28 protein-coding genes, 3 tRNA genes, 1 pseudogene and 1 riboswitch are annotated in these 25,674 nt (G+C 62.8%); of the genes and pseudogenes, 20 read left to right on the top strand and 12 right to left on the bottom strand.

Features of this window, described 5'->3' with window-relative positions; translation table 11 throughout:
- Positions 1–97 precede the first annotated feature (97 nt).
- Positions 98–1,599: pseudogene (locus DW352_RS27605) on the top strand (type IV secretory system conjugative DNA transfer family protein).
- On the opposite strand, the gene mobQ reads toward DW352_RS27605, so the two are convergent.
- The gene (gene mobQ / locus DW352_RS02750) at positions 1,493–2,740 is read right to left on the bottom strand and encodes a MobQ family relaxase (RefSeq protein WP_115688314.1); all 1,248 of its coding nucleotides are present in this window, start codon (positions 2,738–2,740) and stop codon (positions 1,493–1,495) included. The pseudogene DW352_RS27605 and the gene mobQ overlap by 107 nt on opposite strands.
- Before the next feature lie 335 nt (positions 2,741–3,075).
- On the opposite strand from mobQ, the gene DW352_RS02745 reads away from it, so the two are divergent.
- The 3 genes from DW352_RS02745 to DW352_RS02735 are packed head-to-tail and all read left to right on the top strand — an operon-like array spanning position 3,076 to position 5,688.
- Complete coding sequence (locus DW352_RS02745; protein WP_115688312.1) at positions 3,076–4,797, top strand: metallophosphoesterase; 1,722 nt, start codon at positions 3,076–3,078, stop codon at positions 4,795–4,797.
- A 23-nt stretch (positions 4,798–4,820) separates the two neighbouring features.
- Positions 4,821–5,201: a hypothetical protein gene (locus DW352_RS02740; RefSeq protein ID WP_115688310.1), complete on the top strand. Its 381-nt coding sequence runs from the start codon at positions 4,821–4,823 to the stop codon at positions 5,199–5,201.
- The gene (locus tag DW352_RS02735) at positions 5,188–5,688 is read left to right on the top strand and encodes a hypothetical protein (protein WP_115688308.1); all 501 of its coding nucleotides are present in this window, start codon (positions 5,188–5,190) and stop codon (positions 5,686–5,688) included. The genes DW352_RS02740 and DW352_RS02735 overlap by 14 nt, the downstream gene beginning before the upstream one ends.
- A gap of 68 nt (positions 5,689–5,756) precedes the next feature.
- Here DW352_RS02735 and DW352_RS02730 read toward each other — a convergent pair whose 3' ends face one another.
- Positions 5,757–6,422: a DNA methyltransferase gene (locus tag DW352_RS02730; RefSeq protein ID WP_115688306.1), complete on the bottom strand. Its 666-nt coding sequence runs from the start codon at positions 6,420–6,422 to the stop codon at positions 5,757–5,759.
- Entirely contained in the window at positions 6,419–6,613 is a 195-nt protein-coding gene (locus DW352_RS02725; RefSeq protein ID WP_115688304.1) for a hypothetical protein, read from the bottom strand. Before DW352_RS02725 ends, DW352_RS02730 begins: the two co-directional genes overlap by 4 nt.
- A 172-nt stretch (positions 6,614–6,785) precedes the next feature.
- On the opposite strand from DW352_RS02725, the gene DW352_RS02720 reads away from it, so the two are divergent.
- Positions 6,786–8,342 (top strand): hypothetical protein, encoded by a 1,557-nt coding sequence (locus DW352_RS02720; protein ID WP_115688302.1) that lies wholly within the window; start codon positions 6,786–6,788, stop codon positions 8,340–8,342.
- Between the two features lie 28 nt (positions 8,343–8,370).
- Here the strand turns inward: DW352_RS02720 and DW352_RS02715 are convergent, their stop codons facing one another.
- Complete coding sequence (locus DW352_RS02715) at positions 8,371–8,922, bottom strand: hypothetical protein (protein WP_162826741.1); 552 nt, start codon at positions 8,920–8,922, stop codon at positions 8,371–8,373.
- Positions 8,923–9,160: 238 nt separating this feature from the next.
- Here DW352_RS02715 and DW352_RS02710 point away from each other — a divergent pair, with 238 nt between their 5' ends.
- The 8 genes from DW352_RS02710 to DW352_RS02680 all read left to right on the top strand — a co-directional run bounded on the left by DW352_RS02710 (position 9,161) and on the right by DW352_RS02680 (position 13,909).
- Positions 9,161–9,361, top strand: coding sequence for a hypothetical protein (locus DW352_RS02710; RefSeq protein ID WP_115688298.1), 201 nt, complete (start codon positions 9,161–9,163; stop codon positions 9,359–9,361).
- 24 nt (positions 9,362–9,385) lie between these two features.
- On the top strand, positions 9,386–10,438 hold the full coding sequence (locus DW352_RS02705; protein WP_115688296.1) for a protein rep: 1,053 nt from the start codon (positions 9,386–9,388) through the stop codon (positions 10,436–10,438).
- A gap of 49 nt (positions 10,439–10,487) precedes the next feature.
- Positions 10,488–10,793 carry a hypothetical protein gene (locus tag DW352_RS02700; protein WP_162826740.1) on the top strand — a complete coding sequence of 102 codons (306 nt, stop codon included), beginning with the start codon at positions 10,488–10,490 and terminating at the stop codon, positions 10,791–10,793.
- 55 nt (positions 10,794–10,848) lie between these two features.
- Positions 10,849–11,169 (top strand): copper transporter family protein, encoded by a 321-nt coding sequence (locus DW352_RS02695; RefSeq protein ID WP_115688292.1) that lies wholly within the window; start codon positions 10,849–10,851, stop codon positions 11,167–11,169.
- 2 nt (positions 11,170–11,171) lie between these two features.
- Positions 11,172–11,729, top strand: coding sequence for a hypothetical protein (locus DW352_RS02690; RefSeq protein WP_115688290.1), 558 nt, complete (start codon positions 11,172–11,174; stop codon positions 11,727–11,729).
- Positions 11,726–12,457, top strand: coding sequence for an FtsK/SpoIIIE domain-containing protein (locus DW352_RS02685; protein WP_115688288.1), 732 nt, complete (start codon positions 11,726–11,728; stop codon positions 12,455–12,457). Before DW352_RS02690 ends, DW352_RS02685 begins: the two co-directional genes overlap by 4 nt.
- A 141-nt stretch (positions 12,458–12,598) precedes the next feature.
- On the top strand, positions 12,599–12,790 hold the full coding sequence (locus DW352_RS26620) for a hypothetical protein (protein ID WP_162826739.1): 192 nt from the start codon (positions 12,599–12,601) through the stop codon (positions 12,788–12,790).
- Positions 12,791–12,862: 72 nt separating this feature from the next.
- Complete coding sequence (locus tag DW352_RS02680) at positions 12,863–13,909, top strand: tyrosine-type recombinase/integrase (RefSeq protein ID WP_162826738.1); 1,047 nt, start codon at positions 12,863–12,865, stop codon at positions 13,907–13,909.
- A gap of 22 nt (positions 13,910–13,931) precedes the next feature.
- Here DW352_RS02680 and DW352_RS02675 read toward each other — a convergent pair.
- Positions 13,932–14,005, bottom strand: a tRNA-Gly gene (locus DW352_RS02675).
- Between the two features lie 88 nt (positions 14,006–14,093).
- Positions 14,094–14,178: transfer RNA gene (locus DW352_RS02670), tRNA-Tyr, on the bottom strand.
- 158 nt (positions 14,179–14,336) lie between these two features.
- Here DW352_RS02670 and rlmB point away from each other — a divergent pair.
- Positions 14,337–15,197, top strand: coding sequence for a 23S rRNA (guanosine(2251)-2'-O)-methyltransferase RlmB (gene rlmB / locus DW352_RS02665; protein ID WP_115688284.1), 861 nt, complete (start codon positions 14,337–14,339; stop codon positions 15,195–15,197).
- Here rlmB and DW352_RS02660 read toward each other — a convergent pair.
- On the bottom strand, positions 15,194–15,772 hold the full coding sequence (locus tag DW352_RS02660; RefSeq protein WP_115688282.1) for a TetR/AcrR family transcriptional regulator: 579 nt from the start codon (positions 15,770–15,772) through the stop codon (positions 15,194–15,196). The genes rlmB and DW352_RS02660 overlap by 4 nt on opposite strands.
- Positions 15,773–15,912: 140 nt before the next feature.
- Here DW352_RS02660 and DW352_RS02655 point away from each other — a divergent pair, with 140 nt between their 5' ends.
- Positions 15,913–16,470, top strand: coding sequence for a DUF308 domain-containing protein (locus tag DW352_RS02655; protein WP_115688280.1), 558 nt, complete (start codon positions 15,913–15,915; stop codon positions 16,468–16,470).
- 127 nt (positions 16,471–16,597) lie between these two features.
- Here DW352_RS02655 and DW352_RS02650 read toward each other — a convergent pair whose 3' ends face one another.
- Both DW352_RS02650 and DW352_RS02645 read right to left on the bottom strand, forming a co-directional pair.
- On the bottom strand, positions 16,598–17,233 hold the full coding sequence (locus DW352_RS02650; protein ID WP_162826737.1) for a hypothetical protein: 636 nt from the start codon (positions 17,231–17,233) through the stop codon (positions 16,598–16,600).
- Positions 17,234–17,235: 2 nt separating this feature from the next.
- Positions 17,236–17,619, bottom strand: a complete 384-nt coding sequence (locus tag DW352_RS02645) for a hypothetical protein (RefSeq protein ID WP_115688276.1) — start codon at positions 17,617–17,619, stop codon at positions 17,236–17,238.
- Between the two features lie 181 nt (positions 17,620–17,800).
- Between DW352_RS02645 and DW352_RS02640 the strand changes: the two genes are divergently transcribed.
- The 4 genes from DW352_RS02640 (at position 17,801) to DW352_RS02625 (ending at position 20,591) form a co-directional block, all read left to right on the top strand.
- Positions 17,801–18,079, top strand: coding sequence for a hypothetical protein (locus DW352_RS02640; RefSeq protein WP_162826736.1), 279 nt, complete (start codon positions 17,801–17,803; stop codon positions 18,077–18,079).
- Between the two features lie 302 nt (positions 18,080–18,381).
- Positions 18,382–19,971: an MFS transporter gene (locus DW352_RS02635; protein ID WP_115688272.1), complete on the top strand. Its 1,590-nt coding sequence runs from the start codon at positions 18,382–18,384 to the stop codon at positions 19,969–19,971.
- Positions 19,972–20,134: 163 nt separating this feature from the next.
- A tRNA-Thr gene (locus DW352_RS02630) sits at positions 20,135–20,206 on the top strand.
- Positions 20,207–20,387: 181 nt separating this feature from the next.
- Positions 20,388–20,591 (top strand): cold-shock protein, encoded by a 204-nt coding sequence (locus tag DW352_RS02625; RefSeq protein WP_115688270.1) that lies wholly within the window; start codon positions 20,388–20,390, stop codon positions 20,589–20,591.
- A 116-nt stretch (positions 20,592–20,707) separates the two neighbouring features.
- On the opposite strand, the gene DW352_RS02620 is transcribed toward DW352_RS02625, so the two are convergent.
- Complete coding sequence (locus DW352_RS02620) at positions 20,708–21,133, bottom strand: hypothetical protein (protein WP_115688268.1); 426 nt, start codon at positions 21,131–21,133, stop codon at positions 20,708–20,710.
- A gap of 170 nt (positions 21,134–21,303) precedes the next feature.
- Between DW352_RS02620 and DW352_RS02615 the strand changes: the two genes are divergently transcribed.
- The gene (locus DW352_RS02615; protein WP_115688266.1) at positions 21,304–22,272 is read left to right on the top strand and encodes an MBL fold metallo-hydrolase; all 969 of its coding nucleotides are present in this window, start codon (positions 21,304–21,306) and stop codon (positions 22,270–22,272) included.
- A gap of 57 nt (positions 22,273–22,329) precedes the next feature.
- Here DW352_RS02615 and DW352_RS02610 read toward each other — a convergent pair whose 3' ends face one another.
- Both DW352_RS02610 and DW352_RS02605 read right to left on the bottom strand, forming a co-directional pair.
- Positions 22,330–22,800, bottom strand: a complete 471-nt coding sequence (locus DW352_RS02610; protein ID WP_115688264.1) for a DUF992 domain-containing protein — start codon at positions 22,798–22,800, stop codon at positions 22,330–22,332.
- Positions 22,801–23,107: 307 nt separating this feature from the next.
- Positions 23,108–25,219, bottom strand: coding sequence for a TonB-dependent receptor (locus tag DW352_RS02605; protein ID WP_162826735.1), 2,112 nt, complete (start codon positions 25,217–25,219; stop codon positions 23,108–23,110).
- A gap of 207 nt (positions 25,220–25,426) precedes the next feature.
- Positions 25,427–25,627: riboswitch (cobalamin riboswitch) on the bottom strand.
- Positions 25,628–25,674: the final 47 nt, after the last annotated feature.

Here is a 25,674-nt window from a genome sequence, read left to right as displayed (position 1 = left end):
TCCATCCGACATACGGCAACGCGTAAGCCACACCCCATGCGGCGCCGCGCGCGCTCACCGCGCCCGCGCGTGACCCTGGCGTTGACCGTCTCCCCTCATGCCGCACCTTGGCGGCATGATCCTTCGATTGTTCGTGCGACTGTCGTGGTGGCTGCTGCGGACCTCCGTCCGCATCTCACTGCGCTTGATGGCTTACGGCCTCAAACGCGCCCGCACCACCCACGGCAGCGCACGCTGGGCGTCCTGGATCGCGCTCCTCAAAGCCGGTGTCCTCGGCGATAAGGGCCTCATCGTCGCGCGGACGCGCTGGTCATTTATCCGCTATCGCGGCGATGGCGCAGTGCTCGCCTATGCCCCCATGGGCAGCGGCAAAACCTCCGGCCTCGTGCTTCCGGCCCTGCTTGAGCGCAGCCGCCGCAGCATCATCTGCACCGATCCCAAGGGTGAACTGCTGGCAATCGCGGGGCGCTGGCGCGCCCGCCTCGGGCCGGTATGGCGTCTGGACGCCCTGCACCCGGAAACCTCCCACCGCCTGAACCCGCTCGATATGATCCGTGTCGGAACGCACCATGAAGCCGACGACGCGGCGATGATCGCGGACCTGCTGGTGCTGTCGGAGTCGCGGGAGCAGCATTGGGATTCCAGCGCCAAGCAGCTCATCACCGCACTCATCCGCCATACCCTCCACAGTTTCCCGCCGGAACTGCGCACGCTCTCCACCATCCGCGAACTCATCGCCAATGAAGGCGACAGCCTTGTCGAACTCCTGCAATCCATGGCGCAAAGCCCGCTCGCCTCGGTGGCGGAGGAAGGACGCGTCACCCTGGCCAGCCTGGGTACGCCCGAGATGACCTCGGTGCTCAAGAACGCCGCCAAAGCCATGGCCTTCTGGTCCAGGGACCGCGTCGGCGGCCTGCTCACCTCGCGCTCGGATTTCACCTTGCTCAACATGCACACCACCACCAAACGGTGTTCATCTGCGTGCCGGAGGACAAACTCGCGGTCTACCGGCCGTTCCTGCGCGTGATGATGGGTTGCGCTCTGGCCGCCGCAGTACGCGGCAAGGAATTCCCCAAACCCAAATGCAAGCCCCTCCTGCTGCTCGATGAGTGCCCCGCGCTCGGCTACCTCGAAGCCCTCGCCTCCGGGCTCGGCTATCTTCGCGCTTACGCCCGCGTGTTGCTGATCTTCCAGGACCTCGGCCAGCTCAAGCGCATCTATGGCCCGCACGGCGCGCGCACCTTCATGGCCGCCGCAGGCTGTCAGGTCGCCTTCAACGTCAATGATAATGAGACCGCCCACGAGCTCGCGGAAAGTATCGGCAAGACCACCGTGCTCAACACGTCGCGCACTGTCGCTCAATCGGGGCCGATGCCTTGGCAAGCACGCGTGCAGCAAGGTCAATCCGAGACCAGCCGCTATTTGGTCGATCCAGCCGAGATCCGCCGCCTCCCTCCGACGCGTTGCATCGTGCTTATCACCGGCTGCCTGCCTATCCTGGCCTGGAAGGTCCGGCATTTCCGGGTGTGGCGCTGGAAACGTCGCTGGGATGCTTGGCGCGAGCGTGGTCTAGGACCCGCCCTGCTGACCTCGTCCTGACCGCACTCCTGACCTCCAGCCGCGCCAACGTACGGTCCAGCTCAGCAATGACACGCTCGATCAACTTGCCCCGGTCTTGCCGATGCGCCAGCCGCCGCGCCATGTCGCGCACCGCCTCATCCAGTCCTGCCCTGCGCTCGCGCCCTTCCAGCCACCGGTAATTCTGCCGCGACTGCACCAGCCGCCGCAGCTCAGCCTGCAACCTCATCTCATCGCGCAACAGCCGCACCTTGCGCTCACGCAGCCGCATCGCCTTCACCTGCAGCCGCTGCATCTTGCGGCTCCGTTCAACCTTCGTCCTCTGCAGCAATACCGCGCGCCACGCCAAACGGCTGCCCGCATCCAGGCGCGGATAGGTCACGACGCGGCGAACGGCTTTGGCCATTCCCGGCCGCTTTCTTGGGGGGCCAACCTCGCGCACACGGCTCACCGGCATGCGCTTCATCGCCGCACGCGTGGCCCTCGGCCCCACATGAATTTGCGGCAACCGATCGAGCACTAACGCGGCCGCGCGATCACCCCGCCGCAGCGCCTCGTCCCGTTGGGCCACCAGCGTCCGGTGATCGACCCGTTCACGCACCCCGGCCCGCTCCAGCGCGCGGTTCTGGTGCACGGCCCATAACGCCCGCCACTCCTTCAGCAGTTCCCGGGAATTCCATTCCCGCGTCTTGACCCGGTGCAGTCCCGCCCGCGTGACCCGCCGCATGGCCAGCATGATATGGCCGTGATGGTTATCCGGACTCGCGTTCTTGCCCGGCACCGGCTCATGGATGGCCACATCCGCCGCCATGCCGCGGTTCACAAAGGCCTCCTGAACGAAGTTTAAAAGCAGTTCTTTCCGTCGGACGGCATCGAGTTCTTTGGGCAGAGCTAAATTGATTTCGCGGGCAAGCTGTGCGTCGCCACGCGCCTCCATGGCCTCCGCCTTCGACCATAACACTTGCCGCTCTTTCAACTCCTCCGGCGCACCGTCGGGAAGCAGGATGCCGCTCCACACCACACCCCGGCGGCTCTGATAATCGTGGCTCTTGCCGGTACGCTCATCCCTCAACAGCGATGCCGAGCGATAGGCCGCCGCCGCGATGGCGGAGTGCCCTTTGCTCCGCTTCAATATCTGCACGCTGAAATGATAGATCGCCACGCTGCCTTTCTCAGGCGCGGGCGCTCATGTCGCTTCTGCGCACCTATGTTTGCGCAGCAAATGTATAAGTGCGCTGTTATCCTGCTCAATCTTTCTTGGAATTTTTTGTGTCAGTCAGGCCACTACGGCCTCAATGCTACACTGATGTTGCTCTTGCGCTGCCGTACATCGGACGGCGCGCGCAGGGGTTTCGCCCCCGCCCCCCCGGCATAGACCTCCGTTCAGATAGGCAATCCGGGCTAGCGACCAGTTAGATTTCTGGTTGAAACGGCAAAGAAAACACTTCTCGGGAGGGTTGCATATCCTATAGTACCCGCGGGGACTGGGGATGCGAAATGACCGATACGCTTCTTTCCAACTACAAAAAATATCCTCGAATGGCCCGTTGGTTCAGCCCGTGGCTCCTTGCCCGACTGTTAAACAACGTCATCTTGTCTTCGATCTTTGGACAGTACGCGGATCGCCGCTTGATGATTGCGGCATTGGATACGGTCGGCCCCGAAACCCACCTCGCACGCGCGAAAGAGATAAGACCGCTGCTTAAGCCCGACGCGGACGGCGCAGTCTGGATCGATTGGGTGGCCGATCTCGGCGACGGTTTCGATAGCACTTATGCGGTGGCCAGTTTGCTGGCAAGAAAACAACTCGTTGTTGACGGCCAGACATTGCCGAGGGGCCAAGCCCTTATAATGGGCGGAGACGAAGTCTACCCGGCCGCCAGCGCCCAGGCATATCAGAATCAGCTTCGCCAGCCTTATGCATGGGCGTTTCCCGATCATGACAAGAAATCAGACGATGGCGTGCCCGTCTACGCTATTCCCGGGAATCACGATTGGTACGATGGCCTGGTTCTATTCCTTGCCTTCTTTTGCAGCGAGAAACGCTGGCATCTCGGAAACTGGCGCGCACATCAGAGAAGAAGCTATTTCGCGCTGCAGCTGACGGATGAATGGTGGCTTTGGGCAACCGATATCCAGCTTCAGGATGATATGGATGCACCCCAGGCGTCTTACTTCAACACCATCGCCAGAGGTATGCCGCCGAATTCCAAGATCATTCTTTGCAGCGCAGAACCCGGCTGGCTGTATACCCATACGAACAGCAAATCATGGTCAATCATGGACTACGCGATTGGAATCGCGGAGGCCGCCGACCGCAATTTGACCATCCCGGTTCTGCTATCCGGCGATACTCATCACTACAGCCGATATTCTGCCGAAGACGGAAAGCAGTTTATCACTTCCGGTGGCGGCGGCGCTTTCCTTCATCCGACCCATCACCTTGCTGACAAGGTAACGGTCAAGTGGACGGGGCAGAACAAGCACCTGTCTCTAACCACTTCACCAGAAGCCGGGCACGCCGAGGTGCCCGATGCGGTCTGCTACCCGCGCAAAAGCGACAGCGTCCAGATGCTTTGGCGCAACCTGCTCTTCGCCTTCAAGAATTGGGATTTCTCGCTTCTGATGGGTGGGATTTATTGGGTGTTCGGCGTGGCGATTGGGTTACGGAATCAATGGGACACCTACGCTGTCATAGCCGCGATTTTTGCGACCGCGATTATGCGGTACACCTGCGTGCAAGAGAAATCGACACGAACTACGGTACTGGTCACTAGCGCGCTGCACGCTGCTGCTCACGTGGTAACGGTCCTCTACTTCGCGACATTCTTTGCTCAGTGGAACGCCACACACTTTGTTCTCAGCGGCGAATGGTACAGCGTTTGGAAGTGGCTGGGCCTCCTCCTTCTAGAAATGGGCGCCGTTGGCTTCTTCATCGGCAGCACCATTTTTGGTCTGAACCTGCTTATCACATGCGCTTTCTTCCGCATGAATTACAACGACGCCTTCAGCGCGTTTCGTATGGGGCGCTACAACAACTTTCTGCGCCTCAAGATCAAAGGCGGCTCCCTGGAAATCTTTGCGGTCGGCCTGACGGAGGTACCCAAGCGCAAAGACTGGGCGCCGAATCCGCGAGCTACGCGCGGAAATCCCGAGGAGCCCGTATTCATCCCGACGAAGCCTCTGACGCCGCATATCATCGAGAAAGTCACTGTTTAAACCGACCAATTTCGAGCCAAGCCATGACCACCAAACTCGAAAGCCTAAGACTCTTTTTCCCGGCTGAGGTGACGGCCGCTTACGTCGGCATCCAAAACCTGCTCGCCGCCAACGGCGTCAAGAAGACCGAATACATGTTGTTTATGGTGACCGTAGCCGCTTTGTTGGCGATCATAAACGCCGTGCTCTACTGGCAGAAGCACAAGACACGAAGCATACCCTGGCAGATCGTTCTTGCCGTGGGCTTCTTCGTTTGGGTGGCCAACATCGACCTCGAGCGTTTCAAGGACCTTCCGCTCCTTGGAGCGAATATCGAGATTACGGCCCCGGTGGCAGTGATCTTTTACACTCTACTGACTTCCATGTTTGATCTCCCGAAAGGGCAAGCCGATGCGCATGGCTAGCGCTGTACTTTGCTTATTGAGCATTCTCATTGCGGCCTGTCCGACCATAGCCGCAGAACTTGGCCGATCTTTCGATAGCTACAGAGATCTCCACAGAGACACCCAGTATGGAAGTGTCTTGTTCAATGAGGGATCGATCCGCCTCCGCGAAAGCCGGTCAAAGAAGCGCTTCAGGGAAATCGTGGGCAGTGGCGAAATACGCCTTCCCTCCCAGGAGGGCTACTGTTTCGTGATCAATCACTATGACAGCCCGAATGGAAAAAATGGCTCAGATCAAAAATATCGAGCGAAGATATCGAAAGAATTTGCCGATGGACGAACCACAGAAGAGCCGCTGGAACGCACGTTCTCGCCAACGGATGAGCTTGTTTCGGCGAATCTGCCTGATCTTTGCGTCGCCGGTATCGTAAACGCTTCTAAGGTAACGATCGCCTTCAGCTCGGATGATGGCTACTTCGATCGCACTATATTCTTCTCGCTGAAATAGTGGCCGTCGCCACGTCATAAAGATGTCGTTTGTGCGAGGAGAAAGCTAGCCCGCAAAGACGCAGTCTTTCAGGCTGCGTCCACGAATGTGCTCACGCGCATGCACGCCGTGTGGTGGTGCTCGCGGTCAAGCTCAACGCCGACATACCCGCGCCCAAGCTCGCGCGCCGCGACGAGCGTGGACCCCGACCCGCAGAACGGGTCGAGCACCACGCCACCGGGCGCGCAGAAAGCCTCGATGAGAGGCTTCAGCATCGCCGCCGACTTCTGCGTGGGATGCAGACGGTTGCCGGTGTAAACCCAGTCGACCACATCAGAGGGCGCGTTCCCAGGCAGCTCGGCATGGCCCTTGGCGAGAAGATACGCGCACTCATGCTCGTAGCGCAGGAACCGCACCGAGGACGCATAGCGTTTGCGGAACACCACGTGCCCGACAATGCGGAAGCCCGCCGCCCGCCACGCAGCAATGAACTTGTCGGCGACGGTCCAGCCGTAGAAGCTCAACGCCAGCGAGCCCGGCTTCAGCACGCGGTACATTGCCGCGAAGGCTGGCTCAAGCCAGTCGGCATTGTCATCGTTGCGGATGGTCTGGCCGTCACGCGAGCGATAGCGGCAGACATACGGCGGATCAGTAAGGATGAAGTCCACCGAGGCGGACTCCATCCGGCGCATCACCTCAACGCAGTCACCTTCGATGACCTCGTTGCGCGGGTGCGCGAAGGAAACGGGGCTCATTGCCCCGCCTCCTTGTCGGCCTTCGGCTTGCGGACCACCAGTCGGCCGTTCAGCGGCACGGCGGTGAGCACGATGTTAAATCCGGCCCCGTCTTCATGCTGGAAGGCACTGCCGATGCGGGTCCAGTAGGCGCTATCGCCCTCTCCCTCGACAACGTACACAGCGTACGGCTTGGATTGTTTGCGGTTCATTTGAGGTTCTCCCGTTGGTTTCTCCGGCCAAGCCCATCTCGGCCGGTCGCGGGAGTTCTCAGGCACGGCAGAACTGAGCGGGCACGCAACGGAGGGTCCGACCGAGGGACCCGTTCACGGGAGACGGTTGGATGCCTTGCGGGCACGCGCTGCGGGCCTAACTCACCGACCCATGACGGCCGTGAGGGAATTGGCCGGGCAACGGGAGGCCCATAGAACCGCTTCCAAGCCGTTTAAAACGCGTTTTGTTGTTGGGACTACGATCCCCCTGCTGGTCAGCCAAGATCTGGCGATTGAGCCGAGAGCTGATAACCTTAGGGCGGAAACGTTTGGTGCGGCTATGCCAGCAAGCTCGACTGATCCGACCACGACCGAAATGATCGAGGCCTTAGGCGAACGCTTTCAAAGCGGTCGATTCCGATTCTTTGCGGTAGCTAGGGACATCTTGGCGCGCTTCCGCAAGCTTGGTAGTCAGGTGACGGCAAGCAAACTCTTGCGCGTTGGACACGACGGCCATTCAATCTATGAGCCGTTCCATAAGTTCTTTGGCAGCCTAGATAATGCTCGCCCCACTTTCGCGGCCAAAGGCATTCTCTCCAAGAGTCAGCTGAAAGCATTCCAGGATATCATCGACTCACAGCGGCGTAGCTTGGCCAGATCGTTGCGCACGTCAGAAAGTGCCGTTCTAAGTGATCGAGAAGTTGGGGAGTTGTGGAAGATCGCCGAAACCGACCTGGTAGGCGAGATGAAATATTTCGATGGTCGCGGAGACGGAGAGTTATCGCTCAAAAAAGCGGGCAAGCATTTTCGGAATCTCTTGCGCGGGGATTCAAATACTGATGCGTGGCGCCTCGCCGATCTCAGCGAGCTTGGCAATGTGGAGAAGTTTGTAAATGAGGCTATAGTCCGCCCCCGCCTGAACAATGAGTTCGCGGCAGCGATAAAAAATGCTTTTGCAATCATAATCGGGTTAGACAGCAACAAGTCATCCATTGGGGCCTCGGACAGCGACCATTTTCTTTCCATAGGTATCGCCGCCTTCGAAGGCGCCTATGCCGCAAACCAAACGGAGCAAGTGGTCCTCCTGAATTTCTTTATCGACTTTCTGCATGCTTTAGAGCTGGATTATCCCGGCGAACCGTTTTTCGATATCGCGTACAGCCGCGCCCTTTGTTTCAAGGCCAAGATTTTATCGCGTCAATCGGGTTCCTACAGCCACAGTCTTTCCGAGCGCTCATTGGTGGTCGCAAACAGGACTTCAGACCATCGGCTCATCAGCCGGGATTCAATGAAGGCGACTCTCGGCTCAAGCGCTTCGAATGAAGGCCTGTGGAAGCTGAACTGGCTTAATAGGCGCGAGCTGCCGACAATTGACGGGAGGTCTTTGCTCTACTGGACCCTCAATAGCCGCGACCTAGCGGAGAAGATCGGCAATCACGAGCGCTGGATTAGAGCCGAGACGGTGCGCGGAATAATTCTGCTCTATGAAGGCGACCTGGACGGAGCGATGGACTGCGTTCTCGCGTGTTTGAAGAAGCAAGGCGCACATAGCATTTCGGACCCCGCTATCGCGGAGGTTTACCAGCTACAGGGCCGCATTTGGAAAGCGGTTGGGAACGGCCAAGCGGCCCATCGGGACTTGGATTATGCGTACGAGCTTTTCGAGAGGGTCGGCGCGTACTCCTTCGCCGAGGAAGCCGCCGCCTATAAGGAGGAAAGAATGGCATGAAGCCCCCGAAGGGGCTTCATGTTCGTTCTCACCGACTCTTCTCCCGCCTCTTGTCGGCTTGCATCCACGATAGCAGTGAACGCCTTGCTCTCCGCTCAACGCCCATTCGGCTACCGCGTTCAGGAGTAGTCGATGCCACCGAGATCGCGGTTAGATATCCGGAATAGGCATTGAGAAATCCCCGAAGGCCGAGCCGATTGAGGAATTTATAAGAGCGCCGTTCAGTCTCGACTCTCCGTCCCTGCGTTTGAGCAATAACCACCATTCCGGTGTAGTCAAAGTCCACATCCCGACGAACCGCCGTGAGATAAGGCCAAACAAGGCCGCGTATCTTGCCGTAGAGATTCGGTTGGCAGGATTCGACCAACATTTGTTGGCGTTTCCAGCCGCAGGTGGTGGACGCGTATTGGATAGCCTCCGTCAGTCTCGGCTCGCAGCAACTGAGAACCCGGCGCTTTGGATCGAACCGGGGATTTTGGAAGTAACTGCGCCTTTCGATGCGGAAGGCGCGGTAGGCCAGCTTATAGTTTTCGCGCGAGGGCGCGAGCAGAGAGCCCTCGGGTACGGGTAAACGCTTCATGATATCCCCCATGGAGTGGTGGATTCATGATGGGATATTGTTCCTATTTATCAAGCCCGGCACGGCACTTGCATCCGCTTGAGATTATTGAGATCGAGAAAATCAATAACGAAGCTGTCGAAGATTCCGGCCCAACTGCCCGGTCACAACTCCGACAGGTTGCTTTCCCGAAGCAGCCGGTGATGCGCTAACTAAGAAGCCCTCCGACGAACGGTTCGTCGATCAGGAGGGCAAAGCGATGACAGTACGTGATGCGCTGATCCGGTCCGAAAGCCCCGCAGAAATCAGCGCGCGGCCAAAACCAAAACCCGAAGACCTCACTTCAGAGGACATCGCCAAGATGTCCCTAAAGGACCTCGCCGACATCGCGGGCTCCATGGAGCCGGAGTGGGCCAGCTTCGGCAATTTTGGTGGCGGGTGCTCTGGCGAATGTCGCTAGACCCCGAGCCTCTAGGTCATCGCCATGTCCGGCGCGGAAGCGGAAGGACAACCGCTCGACGATCTCTTCGACGAGCGCCGCTACCTGCCGCGCCTGGCCAAGCGTGCCTCGCTCGCGATTGCCGACGCATTCGAGAACCAGGGCGGCGACTACACCAGGATCGCGCTCAGGATGCGCGAGTGCGGCTCCATCCTGGAGTTCGCGTGCTACCGCGTCGGCGACGACGAGGAGATCACGCGCAAGCTGGTGCGCTGCAGTTGGTGCCGCATCCGTCTTTGTTTTCTTTGCGAACGCGCCCGCGCCCGCAAACGCCACCTGAACCTCTGGCAGTTGCTCAGGGCCTGGCTCGCCAAGCGCCCGCGCGACCAGGCCATCCTGCTCACGCTGACCATCAGGTCCGTGAGCCACAGCGAACTGCTCGATGCCATCGACCGTCTAATGGCGTCGCTTCGCCGCCTCGCCCGCTGCCGCCGGTTCAAGGGCGCGGTGCTGGCCTGGTACCGAACCCTGGAGGTCACGCGCGACGACGAGACCGGTCTCTGGCACCCGCACCTGCATGTGCTGCTCATCGTGCCGCCGGGCTACTTCCGACGCTCGACCAATGGCTACATCACCCAAGAGGAATGGGCCGAGCTGTGGCGCAAGTTCGCGCGCCTCGACTACGACCCCGTCGTGGACATCCGCGCCCTCCAGGGCGTCGGCGGCGGCCCGCTCGACGAAGTCGGCCGCAAGAGCCTCTTAGAGGTCACCAAATACTGCACCAAGCCCAGCGACCTGGTGCAGTTCGACGACGACGGCCAGCCCTACCCGGTCGACCCGCTGGTCCTCACCACCCTTTACGACGCCCTGCACGGCCGTCGCCTCGTCGGCATGTCGAAGGCGCTGCGCGATCTCGCCAAGCAGCTCAACCTCGCCGATCCCGAGGCCGACGACGCCGACCTCACCGATTCCATCCCCTACAACGCGGTCTATCTCGGCCGCGAGTTCTACCGCTGGCACGGCGGACACGCCGACTACGTCCTCGTGCCGCGCGCGATCTGGTCCAGCCCACAGGAGGAGCAAGCGATGCCGCCGTGATCCCAACGCCACGTAAGCAAAGCCCCAACATCATAACACGGAGATTCCTATGCCTCCCTACTGGAGAGGGACGATTACCGGCATTCGCGTCATCGAATGGGCAAAAGTGCCGGGTGGCCCGCTCACAAAGATCGCATCACTGCAATTCCTGGAGAGATCCGAGAAGCAGGGCGATGACTCGGTGAGATTCTTCGAGATCGGTTTGCCGGAAGGCGACGACGGTTCGGCCTACAAGGTCGGCCAGGCCGTCGAGATGCCGGTGCGCATCACCGCCAGGGACAAGAAGATCTACTACCGGGCCGAAAGCGCTCCGGTGGCCAACGCGGCACCACGTGCCTCGGCCAAGGCCCAGTAACCGCTGCCCGGCGCGCCACCGCGCGCCGGGACTTCTCCGCAAGCCGGGCAACCCCATGCACTGGTATCAATGGCTGATCGTCGGCGTAGTGGCCCTGGTCCTCATGTACCGGTGGCTTACGCATGTCGCAGAGCGACTTGAACGGGAAGCCGCCGCCGAACGCGCACAGGCGCAACTCCGGAGCAAGCGGGAGCGCGAAGAGGCGCGCCGCCGCAGCGCCGCCCTCGATCAAGCACGCGCGGAGGACTACCGCCAGCGTCAACGGGAAGCGGCGGCACGCCGCGAGGAAGCCGCGCGCCAGCATGCGCTCACGGTCGCGCGCCAGCGCCAGCTCGCCAACCCCACACAGCATTTCTACGACTGGATGCGGAGCTGACCATGTCCGCGCTCCAGCCCCTCAACTTCGCCCCCTTCAAGATAGATGACAGAGGCCTGTGCGAACGCACCGCCCTCTTCGAGTGCACCGAGCGCAGCCATACCTGGTCTCTGGCCGACAGGGACAAGGCCTCCGCGCTCCTGCGCATCATCTTCGCCCATCGCGCCAATCAGCACGCGCTGCTGCTGAGCGGCGCGAACCGTAAAATGTATCAGGCCCTCGTCGGCCCCTGGTGCCGCATCACCGGCATCGACGGCGAGGTGGTCTATCCCGAGCTGCGCTGGTGCGACTTCTCCAACGGGATCGTCTGCTACCGCGCCGGACTGGACTCGCCGCTCAGCACGCACCAGTTCGAGCGCCACCGCGAACAGCTTGAAGAGCTGTGGCAGGGCCCCGTCGCCATCGCCACCGGCGCCTCGGTCGGCGCCGCACCCGGTGCCGTGGTGGTGCGCCCCGCGCCCGCACAGATCGCGCCCCCCGGCCCGATCCCGCCCGCGCCCCGCGCGCCCGTCGCACTGCCCGACTGCATTCCGCTCATCAACGCGGGCGTGAAGCCATGACCGCGATCACCCTCGGCACCGACATCTTCACCGGCGAAGTGGTGCAACAACCCCTTAGCCGGTTCACCCACATGCTGGTCGCCGGATCGACCGGGTTCGGCAAGTCGGTATTCCTCCTGCAGCTCATCAGTCAGATGGTGCGCCATCCCGACATCGACGCGGTGCACCTCGTCGATCTCAAGGAAGGCGTGGAGTTCAACGCCTTCGAGCACCACCCCAACGTGACCATCGCCTGGGAGCTGGAAGACCTCGCCATCCTCATCGGCCGACTCGCCGATACCGTGCGAGAACGCCAGCAGCACCTGCGCAAGCAGCGCCAGCGCCGCTGGTCCGGCCCGCGCACGGTCCTGGTCATCGATGAGTATTCGGAAATCCAGTGGCGCGCCGCCGACAAGGCCACGCGCATGCAGCTCCTCGACACCCTCAACCGCCTCGCGGCGGGCAGCCGCAGCGCCGGTCTGATCCTCATAGCGGCAACGCAGAAGCCGACGGTCGACGCCATGGACAGTGCGTTCAGCGCCAATCTGCCCACCCGCGTCTGTTTCAAGGTCGCCAGCAACCTCGTCGCCGCGATGGTGCTCGGCACCCTCGACGATCTGCGCCGCGAGCCGGGGCTTGATCCCGCCACGCTACGGCGCGGCTGGTGCGTCATGCGCGATGGCCTGACCGGCGAAGCGCGCTACCTGCAACCGCATGTCGCGCCGGAAGCGGAGGAGACGCGCGCATGACATGGCTCATCAGGATGACGTCGGCCAGCGCGAGCACGGCCCGCCTCAAGCGGGCCGCGCGCAGCGCGGCCATTTACGTCCATACAGTAGAAACAGCAGTCCAAACGACTCGTCACGGTGGCATTGCGTGAGTCAGCAGCCATGAGTGGCATCACACCCAGAAGCCGTGCACGCCCTACCAAAGCCGCTGTGGCGCGCGTGATCCGCGCCGCCAAGCAGGAAGGCGCAAGCGCCGTGGAAGTGCGACCTGACGGCACGCTGGTTATTCGACTTGAACCGCTGAATCACGAGAGCTTAGAATCCGAAACGCCTGAGGACTCCATCGTGTTGTGAGTAGACATGCCGCGCCCTCGCCCCCCGCATCTGCAGTTTGAAACCACCCGCCACGGCAGGCGGGTTTGGTATGTGCGCATCGGCAAAGGCCCGCGCATCCGCATCCGCGCCGACTTCGGTACAGCCGAATTCGACGCCGAGTATCAAGCCGCCATCACCGGCAACCCGCGCCCACGCAAAGACAGTCCATCGTCCAACTCGCTGACGTGGCTCGTCGCGCGCTACCGCGAAACAACGGCCTGGCATGCGTTGTCGATGGCAACGCGGCGCCAGCGCGAGAACATCTTCAAGAATGTCCTTGAAACGGCGGGTGACAAGCCGTTCGCCAAGATCACCAAGGCCACCATCGTTGCCGGACGCGAGCGCCGCGCCTCAACCCCGGCCCAGGCCCGGAATTTCCTCGACGCCATGCGCGGCCTGTTCCGCTGGGCGGTTGAGGCGCAGCATGTGAAGGTCGATCCGACCGAAGGCGTCGCCAACCCGCCGCGCAAGAAAGGCGACGGATTCATTCCCTGGACCGAAGAGCATGTCGAGGCCTACCGCAAAAAGTGGCCGCTCGGCACCCGTCAACGCGTCTGGATGGAGGTTCTGCTGGCGAGCGGCCTGCGGCGCGGCGACGCCGTGACGTTCGGGCGCCAGCATATCAAGACGGTCGATCTGCCGGACGGGCGCAAGCTCAAGCTCGGCATCCTCAACACCGAAAAAAGCCGGCGCAGCGTTCCGGCGATCTTCCCGGTCACTCCCGAGTTCGAGCAGATACTGGAGGGAGGTCCCTGCGGCGACCTGACCTTCATCTGTACCGAACGCCGCCAGCCGTTCGGCTCTAAGGACTCGTTCGGCAATGAGTTCAGTGTCGCGTGCGACCAGGCGGGCGTGCCGGGCTCGGCTCACGGACTGCGCAAGCTGGCCGCCATTCGGGCGGTGCACAGGGGCGCCACCACGGCGCAGTTGCGCGCCCTTTTCGCCTGGACCAACGACTCTATGCCCGCCCTGTACACCAGGGCTGCTGACCGGCAGCGTTTGGCGATCGAGGCCGCCCTGCTGCTGTCGAACGATCCGGCAACATCTATTCCCGCACCTAGCCCGCAGGTGCGGGCGGGAACGCAAAAAGCCGAATGAAATCAGCGGCGAGTTCTGGGATTGGAGCGGGTGAAGGGAATCGAACCCTCGTCATCAGCTTGGAAGGCTGTTGCTCTACCATTGAGCTACACCCGCGCCGGGCCTGCTCTAGCAAAATCCCCACCGCCGCTAAAGACGCAACGGACTAAGGTTCACAGCCGAGCGAGACCGAAGATGCGCGAAATGGTGGGAGAGGTAGGACTCGAACCTACGAAGGCATAGCCAGCGGATTTACAGTCCGCCCCCTTTGCCGCTCGGGACACTCTCCCCCATGGACAGCACACCGCATTGATCGCTTGACACAATCGGCGGCGGCCGGGAGTGGCGGTCTTATGGGGAGAGCCTCGTCCGAAGTCAATGGAGGCTGTTCGCCTCCGGCCGGATCAGCTAGAGCGGGAGCCGGTTTTCCCCGGCCAGACCAGGAACTATGTCCCGACCACCCGAGAATCGCCCTCGCCCGGGCGCGAAACCTAGCGCTAAGCCCGGCGCCAAGCTTGGCGCCAAGCCCGGCGCCACCCGCGAGCAGATCGAGCGGCGCGAGCGCTTCGAGCGCGCCCGCCGCGAGGATTTACGCGCCGAGGCCGACGGGCCGGTCATCATGTACGGCTGGCACACGGTCACGGCCGCCCTGCAGAACCCGGCGCGGCGGATCCGCAGGCTGCTCGCGACCGAGAACGCCGCCCGCCGCCTGACCGAGGAAGGCATCCCCGCGCCGCCGCAGCTCGAGGTCGTGCGCCCCGGCGCCATCGCCGAGCGGCTGCTGCCCGACGCCGTGCACCAGGGCCTCTATCTCGAAACCGAGCCCCTGCCCGCGCCGGCGATCGAAGACCTGCCGGCCCGCGGCCTGGTGCTCGTGCTCGACCAGATCACCGACCCGCATAATGTCGGCGCGATCTTCCGCTCGGCCGCCGCCTTTGCCGCCGCGGCCATCGTCACCACGCAGCGCCACAGCCCCGATGCCACCGGCGCACTCGCCAAAGCCGCCTCAGGCGCACTCGAGCATGTGCCGCTCATCAACGTGCAGAATCTCGCGCGCGGGCTCGCCGCGCTCAAGGCCAGCGGCTTCACGATCGTCGGGCTCGATAGCGACGGCGAGGCCGATCTTGCCGCGCTTACGCTGCGCGCGCCGCTGGCGCTCGTGCTCGGCGCCGAAGGCAAAGGTCTGCGTCAGCTGACCAAGGAGACCTGCGATCACCTCGCGCGCATCGACGTGCCCGGCGCGATCAAAAGCCTGAACGTCTCGAACGCGGCGGCGCTCGCGCTCTACGTCGCGCGCAGCAAGATTTAACGATCGAGCGCCAGCAGCCGCGTCATCTGCGGGTTGACGATGGCGCCGAACAGGCCGGGATCGTTGAAGGCCCGTGCGGAGAGCATGGCGCCGTGCACCGATGCCATGAGGATTTGGGCTTCCTCTTCCGGTCGATTGTCCAGCCGCAGACGGCCCTGTTCGGCGCCGGCCTGGAGCACCGCCGTCAGCCAGCGCGCGAGATTCTGGAAATGGCCGCGAACGCGCGTGGCGACTTCTTCCGGCAGCATCTGCATCTCACCGGCAAGCATCGCGCAGACGCAGAAGGGCAGCGAGGCGTCGCGAATGCACGTCTGCCAATAGTCCAGATAGGCCTGAAGCCGCTCGGCAGGATTTGAAACGTGGTCGCGAAGAGACGCTAATCCCGCATCCGTCTGCTTCCTGTAGCGGTCCACCAGCGCCGCGACCAACTCGGCCTTGGTCGGGAAGTGATGGTGGATGCTCGCCTTCCGGATGCCGATGGCAGCCGAGACGTCCGAGTAGCTGAAGCCGTTATAGCCTCCCGCTATGATGAGAGACTGCGCGACGTCGAGAATTCTTTCTGAGGTCGTGGTCATGACCTTGGATTACCTACCTTCTAATAGATAGTCGATCAAGGCTCCGCTTTCCCCGTCCATCTCACAATAAGGTGTCCACCGGCAGATTGACGGCCTGAATTCATCTACCTATTAGTAGGTAGACACACAAGGAGCTATCCATGCAAAACCAATCCGCCCTCACCGCCAGCTGGTTGAAATCGTACTACTTCACGCGCGCGTTGTTCTCGATCGTCTGGATCGCGGCCGCCGTGCTCTTCCGCGGACATCTCGGCGCCACCGCGTTTCTGCTTGTGCTCTATCCAGCCTGGGACGCCTTCGCCAATCTGATCGACGCCCGGATGAATGGCGGCTTGCAGGCCAACCCGTCACAAACGTTGAATGTCGCGGTCAGCGTGCTGACGGCGCTCGCGGTCGCCGCGGCGGTCAGCGACAGCGCCTATACCGTTCTCGCCGTGTTTGGCGTTTGGGCGATCCTGGCGGGTCTGCTGCAACTGTACACGGGGGTCAGGCGCTGGCGTCTCTATGGCGCGCAATGGGCGATGATCCTGAGTGGAGCGCAGTCGGCACTCGCCGGCGGCTTCATGATCAGCCGAGCATTCGGGCCGGTTTCGCCGACGATCCTCGACATCGCCCCCTACGCGGGATTCGGCGCGTTCTACTTCCTGGTGTCCGCGATCTGGCTTGTCTTCGGAGATTATCGCAAAGCACATGCGTAGTGCCGTTTGCGATCAGCGGCTCCCGCCCCTGTTCATTCTGGTGAATTGCAAACCGACATTTCGGGACGCGCGTATCACGCGCGGACCCGGAATGACGCAGGAGCCTTGGGCAGCTTCTCGCTTGAGATCACTCGTCGGCTTCGGCGCTCGCCTTGGCCTGCGCGCCGCGTTTGCGGAACAGGCGAATGCTCATGCGGTCGGGCCCGATAATCGTTACTTCGGCATCGGCCTCGATCACACGCTTCTTGTTGTCGGCGCGTGCCGGGCCTTCCCCCTTCGCCTCGTCCTCGATCGTCACCTTCTGCTTGCCGCCGGCAATCGACGCGGTCGTATCGTCGACGTAGCGCTTGCGCACGATCACCTTCGGCGGATCGTCGACCACGCGCGTGGTCTCGATGACGATCGGCTTGCCGTGCACGATCTTCTTGGTGTTGACCACCTCGGTCGGGATCTTCTGCTTACCGGCATGGCGCTGCTGCAACTCTTCGATCACAGCGCGATCGTTGCGCGTCGCCTTCCGCTTGTCGGCAGCCCGAACACGATGCGCGCGCGCGGCCTGTGGATAGGTCTGCGCATCGGAAGGCCGCCGGATCACATAAGTCCCGGGCGCCACTTCGATCGCATAAGGACGGCTGGTGTCGACCGCGTAGGGATAGAGCGGCGCCCCCGGCGGCGGCGCACCGTAATATTGCGCCTGCGCGTCAAGCGGCAGCGAGACGGCCGCGGCAATCGCCAAGGCGGCCAATGAGCGTGAGGCGGGCATCGTCACCATCGACCGCGCGGCTGGATCAGAATATCGGGCGAAAGATTCACAGGGGGAGTGAGGGGCATGCCGGGATTCGCCGAGGTCGCCGACCACGAGCGGCCAAAGCTTTGCGCCCGGTTCGGCACACTGCGCTTCGACAGGTCTTCGTCGCGACCGACTTCGGGCATTTCGCCATTGCTGGGGAAATAGTGGCGATTGCGCCAGGGCGGCAACCAATAGGCGCGCGTGACGATGCCTGGCTGCGCGTCCCAGACCACGATTTGGCCGGCCGTGACGCCGCCATAGCCACCGTATCCCTCCGCTCCGACCGACAGATCGGCTGCGCTAGCGGCCGCGGCTGCAAGGCCGCCGACAAGTCCAACGATGGCACCAACAATACGCATACAACGCCCCTCGAGCGCCCTATGTATCCAGAACATTCTATACGAAGCCTTTACTCTCCTCGCTCTCTATCGCCCGGTAAGATTAATCGTCCGCGGCGGGCGACTCGCATGATCCGGCCGCGGAACGAATATGCGCCAATGCCGTTGCACGCTGAAGCTAATCGCCATAGTTAGTCGACGCATGATCTCTCGCCGCCCACCCGCCTCCAACCCGAACGTGTCGGACCCCGTCCGTGGCACCTTTCGCCAGCGCTACGACGAGTTGGAGACCCGGCGCGAGGCCTTGGTGGCGCGCTTGCGCGGCCTCGGCGGCGCTACCGCGCAACACCCCGGCTATAAGCGCGCGCTGAAACTGCTCAACGACACCTTCCGCAAATCGAAGCTCGCGCAGCGCCTGGCGGTGCTCGAAGCGGCCGCCTGGCTGATCGATATTCTGGAAAAGCTGTCGACCACGCTGTAAGCCCGGGCGGTTTTTGCAGTGCCGAAGAGCGCTCGCTGCGTACAGCTTTAGCGCAGCATTTCAATACCTTGTGGCGCACCCTACGACTTTACGGCGAACATCTTCGACTTTCGACTTAAGACCTGTTGCGCACAGACGCCGCGCTCGGCGCAGACGTAGCCTGTCACGGGGATGGCAATTTCGTGACGGTGGTATCGACGGCTCGCTACGGAGCGCTGTCCCCAAATAACAAAGTTGCGCGCAACCCTGGGGACGAAACGCTCATGTCAACAACAACTGCGACTGAATTTAGGTCGCGGGGAATGACCGCCGAAGAACGGAAGGTCATCTTCGCGTCTTCACTCGGCACCGTGTTCGAGTGGTACGACTTCTACATCTACGGCACGCTCGGCGTGTTTCTGGCGAAGTACTTCTTCGCCAATGTGCCGCCGAACGTGGGCTTCATCTTCGCCCTTCTCGCCTTCGCCGCCGGCTTCGCGGTGCGCCCGTTCGGCGCGCTGATCTTCGGCCGCCTCGGCGACATGATCGGCCGCAAATACACCTTCCTCGTCACCATGACGCTCATGGGCGTCGGCACGTTCTTCATCGGTCTGCTGCCGGGCTACGCCACCCTCGGCATCATGGCGCCAGTGCTGCTGATTGCCTTCCGCCTCATTCAGGGCCTGGCGCTCGGCGGCGAGTATGGCGGCGCGGCGATCTACGTCGCCGAGCACGCCCCTCCCGGCAAGCGCGGCTATTACACGTCGTGGATTCAGACGACCGCGACGCTCGGCCTGTTCATGGCGCTGCTGCTGATTCTCGGCATCCGCACCGTGATGGGCGAACAGGCCTTCGGCGACTGGGGCTGGCGTCTGCCGTTCCTGCTCTCGGCCATTCTGCTGATCGTGTCGATCTGGATCCGGCTCTCGCTCAATGAGTCGCCGCTCTTTCAGAAGATGAAAGAGGAAGGCAAGGCCTCGAAGCGCCCGCTGTCGGAAGCCTTCGGTCAGTGGTCGAACGCCAAGATCGCGATCCTCGCGCTGCTCGGCGCCACCGCCGGTGAAGCGGTCGTGTGGTACGGCGGACAGTTCTACTCGCTGTTCTTCCTGACCCAGACCATCAAGGTCCCGGCGGTCACCGCGCAGATCATGATCGTCATCGCGCTCGCGATCGGCACGCCGTGCTTCATCTTCTTCGGCTGGCTGTCGGACAAGATCGGTCGCAAGCCGATCATGCTCGCGGGCTTTGCCCTGGCGGTCATCACCTACTTCCCGCTGTTCCAGGGCATCACCCACTTCGCCAACCCGAAGCTGGAAGCGGCGCTCGCGGCCTCGCCCGTCACCGTGACGGCCGATCCCAAGCAGTGCTCGTTCCAGTTCAAGGCGACCGGCACCGAGACGTTCACCACGGCTTGCGACATCATCAAGTCGACGCTGGTCAACCTGTCTGTGAACTACGCCAACGTGGCAGCCCCGGCCGGCACCCGCGCCAGCGTGAAGATCGGCGACACCGAACTGACAGCCGACACGCCGAACCTGCCCGCGGCGATCACCGCGGCGATCAAGGCGCACGGCTATCCGGCCAGCGCCGACCCGAACGACATCAACTATCCGATGACGGTGCTTCTGCTGGCGATCCTGGTCGTCTACGTGACCATGGTCTACGGCCCGATCGCCGCTTGGCTGGTTGAGCTGTTCCCGACCCGGATCCGCTATTCGGGCCTGTCGCTGCCCTACCACATCGGCAACGGCTGGTTCGGCGGCTTCCTGCCGGCCACCGTGTTCGCCATCGTGGCGGCCACCGGCAACATCTACTCCGGCCTCTGGTACCCGATCGCGGTCGCGGCGATGAGCTTCGTCGTCGCCCTGATCTTCCTGCCGGAGACCAAGGACCGCGACATCACCCAGATGTAGCGCATCCGGCGGCCGGCGACGGCCGCTTTGGTGGCAAGACAGAAGCGCCCCGCACCCGCGTGCGGGGCGCTTTCGTTTGGCAAAACGACATTATCGACGGCATGCGACCCGGACGTACCGCTTGTCGCGACGGGTCGACGCTGCTAGCTCTTGCCGCCCGGAAGCCGGCTTAGCTCAGCGGTAGAGCAGCGGTTTTGTAAACCGAAGGTCGGGGGTTCAATCCCCTCAGCCGGCACCGTCCTCCCGCATTGGCGCTCGTGCGTTCAAACAGCGCAGCCCGCCGGCCAGGAACGAAACTGTTTCTGCACGCACAAAAAATACCCGCCGTCACGGCTCCGGGAGCCCGACAGGACCTTGTTCGCAGGTTGAGGAGTGTGCCAGACTAAACGCGTTGGTAATACTTCGGAGATCTAGCAATGCCTCAGGGCACCGTTAAGTGGTTCAATCCGACGAAGGGCTATGGCTTCATCCAACCGCAAGAAGGCGGGAAGGATGTATTCGTGCACATTTCGGCGGTGGAACGTGCAGGCCTTAGCACACTGAACGAAGGACAGAGCGTTCAGTACGAACTCGTCGAGAACCGCGGAAAGACATCCGCCGAGAACCTGAAGGTCAAGTGACGTCACGACGCCTTAACTGACTTCCAGCTTTTCTGACTGAACTTGTCGCCGCCGGGATGATGCTCGGCGGTGGGTCAAAGCGCTCTACCGCCAGCGTGGCGGTTATACCGCGCGCATCAGCGCGTCAGCTTTTCGAGTTCCGGGAACGGTCCGAAAGCCGCGTCTTTGCACATCTCGCGCAGCTCCCGCTGACTGTCGACGAAACGGTCGAGCTTGCCCGACACGTAGATCGCCGCTCCGTCCTTCGAGCCCATGTATTTGCCATCGGTGTTGCGCGCGTTGTAGCGCACGCAGACGATGTAGCGGTCGCCCGGTCCGACGAATTTCAAAAACGGCGCGGTGACGGAAGCGCTGCGCACATGCGTCGGATCGTTGAGATAGGTGCGCATATAGGCCAACAGGTCGGCCTTGTAGTTCGCCGGCATGACGTTCTGGGCGTCCCAGCGCGCCTTCAGATCGGCGGCGCTCGGTTCCAGATTGTCACGCGCGCAGCCGTTGAGGAGAAGCGCGGCCATCGCCGCGCCGAGTGCCAACCACCGCATTCCCAACCCCTGTGTCCTCGCCTCGCCCCGCATTCCCGGCGCCGCTTGCGGCACCCGAACCGCTGTGTGCCTGATCCGGGCGGTACCGATCAATGGGACCGGACGGCACAATGATGACGTGCCGCAGCCGGCAGCCGGAATAGTCGCTCGCCACAAGGTGTTCGTCGACCATGCCCAACCTTGACCGCCGCACGCTCCTGACCGGCGCCGCGCTCACCGCCGGCATGGCCGGCATCGCCCCTTTGGCGCCGGCCCGCGCGGGTGCTCCGATGGCCACAGCGCAGGCGCCGAGCGCCTACCGCTACAAGCTCGGCGATTATCAGATCACCGCCGTCTACGACGGCATCTGGTATCTGCCCATCGACGACACGTTCGTGCGCAACGCCGGGAAAGGCGAGGTCAATGCGGCACTGACGGCGGCCTTTCTGGCCCCGAACGTGCTGCCAATCTCGTTCACGGCGCTGCTCGTCAACACCGGGCGGCAGCTCGTGCTGATCGACACCGGCACCGCCGGCCAGATCGTCGATTCGGCCGGCAGCATGATCGGCAATCTGGCGGCGGCCGGTGTCAGGCCGGATGAGATCGACACGATCGTGATCTCGCATTTCCATCCCGACCACATCAACGGCATCCGCGACAAAGACGGCGGCAGGATTTTTCCCAATGCCGAAATCCTGGTGCCGGAGCCGGAATGGTCCTTCTGGATGGACGACGGCAATCAGAGCCGCGCCGAAGGCGCCGTGCTGCGCTATTTCCGCAACGCGCGGCGCATCTTCAAGGACGTCGAGGTGCGGCGCTTCAGGCCCGGTGCGGAAGTGGCGCCCGGCATCGTCTCGATCGCCGCCTATGGCCACACGCCGGGCCACACGGCCTTCGCGATCCACTCCGGCGGTGCCTCCATGCTCGCCATGAGCGATACCGTGCGCAATCCGTATCTGTTCGCCCGGCATCCTGATTGGCAGCCGTCGTTCGACATGGACGGCCCGATGGCGGTGGCCGCCCGCCGACGCATGCTCGACCAGGCCACCGCCGACCGCATGCTGGTCGAGGCGTACCACTTCCCCTTCCCGGCCTGCGGCCACATCAGCCGCACCGTCACCGGCTACGAGTTGGTGCCGGTCGAATGGGCGCCGCTGTAGCCAAACGAAAAAAGGCCGCCTCGCGGGCGGCCTTTTGCGATGTGCGCAGACGTCGCCTTAGTGGCGGCGGCCGGCGTATTCGAGATCAAGGCCGGTCACGGCGACAGCCAGATTCACGCCCGTCTGCGTGCCGACCGACAGCGGCTGCAACGCAATCGACCGCCGGAAACCACCGACGAGCGCATTGGCGCCAAGACCGGCCGCCAGCGATACTTCCGCCGTGGCGCCGACGTAGTTGCCTGCGAGCGCGCCGCGGCCGGGGCGGGCCGACGCGAAGACCGCCCACACGACCTGTTGGCCAGAGGTGAAGCCGATATCCAGCCCAATGCGGTTGACCTGGCCGGTATAGCGCTCGCGGAGCCGCCGTGACTTGAACTGACATTCCAGCGTGCGCTGCGAACCGACGATCAGACCGACACCAGGCGCGACCTGACAGGTTAGCGTGCCGGCGCGCACGCGGGCTTCGGCCGGAACGGCGGCCAGGGTCGCCGCAGCGACGGCGGCGAGAGCGAGCAGAGATTTCTTCATGGCACTTCTCCTCAAGGGGATACCCGCCGGCTGCGGGCCAGGAACTTTGTAGAGGCGAGAGTTCCGCCCTTCTTGATCTAGATCACGCGCGCTTCTTCCAGATGACAGCCTGTTGCCCGCGCGGGGCCGTCGTGGCGGCAGCCTGCGTCTGCCATGAACGCCTTCGCCGCAATTTGTGATGCCCAGCCTTGTGCCGGGCATCCAACTTCTTTCGAGCGGGAAGCATGCAAGGCGTCGATGGCCGGGACAAGCCCGGCCACGACACGCGGAGAAGCCCCACTCGAGACGTTGCTCGTCCGATCGCCCTTTAGAACGTCGCCCCCGCGCGGACGACGAAGGTGCGGCCCGGCGACGGGTAGGCCGTGTAGTAGCCCCGCGTCGTCGCGCTCGCGATCGAGTAGTCGTAGTAGTTCACGTCGAACAGGTTTTGCACCGATAGCGACCAGAAGAAGCGCTCGTAGGCGCCGCCAAGCCGCACATCGACCGTGGCGTTGGCCGGGATCTCCGGCTGCACGTTGAGTTGATCGTTGTCCATGTAGCGCTTGCCCCACATGCGCGCGATCACGTCGAGCGTCGCCCATTTCTGCCAGATGTCCCAGGACACGCCGGCGCTGCCGCTCCACCGCGAGACCAACGGCACATAATTGCCGGCGTAAGGACCGTCGCGGAAGGTTGCCTTGGTGTAGGCCGCGGTCGCGCGCAGGCGCAGTGTATCGGTCACGCCATAGACGACGCTGTTCTCCCAACCGAGACGGCGCGTCGGGTCGAGATTGATGTTCACCATCGAGGTCGGCAGGTAATGAATCTCGTTGTTGAGATCCATCGCGTAGACGCTCGATTCGACCTTCAATCGCTGCCAGTTGAAACGCACGCCGCCTTCGACGTCGTGCGACGTCTGCGTCTTCAGGTCGAAGGTCGTCGGCGTCATCATGGAGAACGCACTGCCCGCCCCGACGCGCTCGTCGGCATTCGGAACGCGGAACGCGCGCGCGACGCGGCCGAACAAAGTCAGCGTCGGCAGCACGCGATACTCGACGCCGGCATGCGCGGCCCACTGCCATTCGCTGTTATCGAATGACGGGATCTGCGCCGTGCCCGACGGATAGCAGAACGGGAAGCAGGTATCGGCCGCCGAGTTGTAACCGTCGCTCGCCCTGACCGTTGTGCGCTGCGCCCGTCCGCCGAATGACACATCGACGTCCGGCAGGATCGTCGTCCGATTCATGGCGTAGAACGCCAGGCTGCTCTGGCGGATATCGTAGTGATGGATCGGCTGCCCGCCGTCGAACGCATAGCGGTCAGAATCGTATTGCGTGTTGTAGAAGTCGACGCCGGTCAGAACCTTGCTCGAAAGGCCGAACAGATTATGCGTGATGTCGAGGCGCGGCGTCAGCGACGTCGTCGTCATGCCGGTGTTGACGTAATTCTGCGGCCCGCCCGCCGACGCGTCGTAAGTGAAGCCCGGCGCCGGGAAGTAATCGTAGAACTCGCTCTGCTGAAACTTGCGGCGCACGCCGCCGTCCACGATCAGCTCGGCGCCGGTCCAGACCGGTAACGTAAAGCCCGTCGTGATGCTGAAGTTCTGCTTGTTGCCCCAGTCGCGCGGCGTGGTCGCGCCGCGTGGATTGTCCAGCGTCACCGGGAAGACGAGCGGCAGGTTCGGCAGCGTCCCCGGGAAGTTCTGTCGCTGCCGGTCCACGGTCGTGTTCAGGTAATAGCTGAAAGCCGACGTACGGTAGCTGAAGTTGCTGACGACATTGTCCTGCCGCGTCTCGCCGTTCTGACGATAGCCGCGTGCGGTCGCGCTGTTGCTGTAAACGGAGGCCGACCATGGCCCCACCGCCGTGCCGGCCGAAAGCCGGCCTTCGGCGTAGCCATACGAACCGATCGCGCCTTCGATCTTTCCCGAAGTGCCAGGCGTGTTCTGGGTCTTGGTCACGATATTGATGACACCGCCAACAGCGCCGTCGCCGTAAAGCACGGCGCCGCTGTTGCCGCGGGTGATCTCGATGCGCTCGATCGAGTTGAGCGGGATGCTCGCGAAATCGAAGCCCTGCAGATCGAAATCCTGGTATCGCCGGCCATTGACCAGGATGAGCGTGTTGGATTTCGCGAAGGCGCCGAATCCGCGCAGATCGACCGAGTCATTCACGCCGATCGGATTGCCCGACTGATGCTGCACCTGAATGCCGGCCTGCGTCGCCAGAATGTCCGGCAGGCTCTGCGCCGGCGAACGGGCGATATCCTCCGCCGTGATGGTGCTCGACGACGCCCCGCTGATGATGCCGCTCGCGGTCCGGCTGAAGCCGACATCGATCGGCGGCAGCACGACGGGTGCGCCCTGCTCCTGCGCGGACGCGCCTTGTACAAATACGCCGAGCGCCATCATCGCCCCGGCAACACGAACCCAAGCCCCCATCACACAACGTTCCTTCGTTTGCGCGCGCACAATGCGCCGCATCGGGTGAGACCAAGCCCGTTGCGAAGGACACACCTGACGACCACGCAGATCGAACGCGAACGTCAGGAATGGAATGTCGTGGGAGGAACTAGTCTCTCACGGCCTTCGCACCGGCATTGCCGTCACCGCTGCGAAAGACCGCTCCGTATGGACCTCCCGTCCACCGGTTGGGTGACCGTGCTGGCAGGTCTCCTGGCTCGCGGGTCGTCGCCCAGTTGCATCCGGCCTTCCCGGTTTCCCAGTGGCCTAATGGACGCGGGCTCGCCGCTCACAGTTGCGGGGGCAGCCACGGATCGCCGAGGTCGGCACCGTGTTCCCTCTTTCGTCCTCGGCTCGCGCCGAGGAACCAGCACGGAAAATTTGTCGCTGGAACACGCGCATGAGTCAAGCGCCGCTCATCGCGGCGCCTGCTC

The organism is Pseudolabrys taiwanensis, assembly GCF_003367395.1.
GTDB lineage: Bacteria > Pseudomonadota > Alphaproteobacteria > Rhizobiales > Xanthobacteraceae > Pseudolabrys > Pseudolabrys taiwanensis.
Note: the sequence above shows the minus strand (reverse complement) of the source record. Positions and strands in the feature narration are given on the sequence as shown.

Bases quoted from the DNA above. Each gene is read 5' to 3' on its own strand.
- DW352_RS02685 (WP_115688288.1), top strand. From the start codon at position 11,726: ATGACCGCGATCACCCTCGGCACCGACATCTTCACCGGCGAAGTGGTG.
- DW352_RS02705 (WP_115688296.1), top strand. From the start codon at position 9,386: ATGTCCGGCGCGGAAGCGGAAGGACAACCGCTCGACGATCTCTTCGAC.
- DW352_RS02645 (WP_115688276.1), bottom strand. From the start codon at position 17,619: ATGCGTATTGTTGGTGCCATCGTTGGACTTGTCGGCGGCCTTGCAGCC.
- DW352_RS02725 (WP_115688304.1), bottom strand. From the start codon at position 6,613: ATGAACCGCAAACAATCCAAGCCGTACGCTGTGTACGTTGTCGAGGGA.
- DW352_RS02710 (WP_115688298.1), top strand. From the start codon at position 9,161: ATGACAGTACGTGATGCGCTGATCCGGTCCGAAAGCCCCGCAGAAATC.
- DW352_RS02625 (WP_115688270.1), top strand. From the start codon at position 20,388: ATGCCTCAGGGCACCGTTAAGTGGTTCAATCCGACGAAGGGCTATGGC.
- DW352_RS02610 (WP_115688264.1), bottom strand. From the start codon at position 22,800: ATGAAGAAATCTCTGCTCGCTCTCGCCGCCGTCGCTGCGGCGACCCTG.
- DW352_RS02730 (WP_115688306.1), bottom strand. From the start codon at position 6,422: ATGAGCCCCGTTTCCTTCGCGCACCCGCGCAACGAGGTCATCGAAGGT.
- DW352_RS02655 (WP_115688280.1), top strand. From the start codon at position 15,913: ATGCAAAACCAATCCGCCCTCACCGCCAGCTGGTTGAAATCGTACTAC.
- DW352_RS02700 (WP_162826740.1), top strand. From the start codon at position 10,488: ATGCCTCCCTACTGGAGAGGGACGATTACCGGCATTCGCGTCATCGAA.
- DW352_RS02620 (WP_115688268.1), bottom strand. From the start codon at position 21,133: ATGCGGTGGTTGGCACTCGGCGCGGCGATGGCCGCGCTTCTCCTCAAC.
- DW352_RS02745 (WP_115688312.1), top strand. From the start codon at position 3,076: ATGACCGATACGCTTCTTTCCAACTACAAAAAATATCCTCGAATGGCC.
- DW352_RS02695 (WP_115688292.1), top strand. From the start codon at position 10,849: ATGCACTGGTATCAATGGCTGATCGTCGGCGTAGTGGCCCTGGTCCTC.
- DW352_RS02640 (WP_162826736.1), top strand. From the start codon at position 17,801: ATGATCTCTCGCCGCCCACCCGCCTCCAACCCGAACGTGTCGGACCCC.
- DW352_RS02720 (WP_115688302.1), top strand. From the start codon at position 6,786: ATGACGGCCGTGAGGGAATTGGCCGGGCAACGGGAGGCCCATAGAACC.
- DW352_RS02650 (WP_162826737.1), bottom strand. From the start codon at position 17,233: ATGCCCGCCTCACGCTCATTGGCCGCCTTGGCGATTGCCGCGGCCGTC.
- DW352_RS02715 (WP_162826741.1), bottom strand. From the start codon at position 8,922: ATGAAGCGTTTACCCGTACCCGAGGGCTCTCTGCTCGCGCCCTCGCGC.
- DW352_RS02735 (WP_115688308.1), top strand. From the start codon at position 5,188: ATGCGCATGGCTAGCGCTGTACTTTGCTTATTGAGCATTCTCATTGCG.
- DW352_RS02740 (WP_115688310.1), top strand. From the start codon at position 4,821: ATGACCACCAAACTCGAAAGCCTAAGACTCTTTTTCCCGGCTGAGGTG.
- DW352_RS02605 (WP_162826735.1), bottom strand. From the start codon at position 25,219: ATGGGGGCTTGGGTTCGTGTTGCCGGGGCGATGATGGCGCTCGGCGTA.
- DW352_RS02635 (WP_115688272.1), top strand. From the start codon at position 18,382: ATGACCGCCGAAGAACGGAAGGTCATCTTCGCGTCTTCACTCGGCACC.
- DW352_RS02660 (WP_115688282.1), bottom strand. From the start codon at position 15,772: ATGACCACGACCTCAGAAAGAATTCTCGACGTCGCGCAGTCTCTCATC.
- DW352_RS02615 (WP_115688266.1), top strand. From the start codon at position 21,304: ATGCCCAACCTTGACCGCCGCACGCTCCTGACCGGCGCCGCGCTCACC.
- rlmB (WP_115688284.1), top strand. From the start codon at position 14,337: ATGTCCCGACCACCCGAGAATCGCCCTCGCCCGGGCGCGAAACCTAGC.
- DW352_RS26620 (WP_162826739.1), top strand. From the start codon at position 12,599: ATGAGTGGCATCACACCCAGAAGCCGTGCACGCCCTACCAAAGCCGCT.
- DW352_RS02690 (WP_115688290.1), top strand. From the start codon at position 11,172: ATGTCCGCGCTCCAGCCCCTCAACTTCGCCCCCTTCAAGATAGATGAC.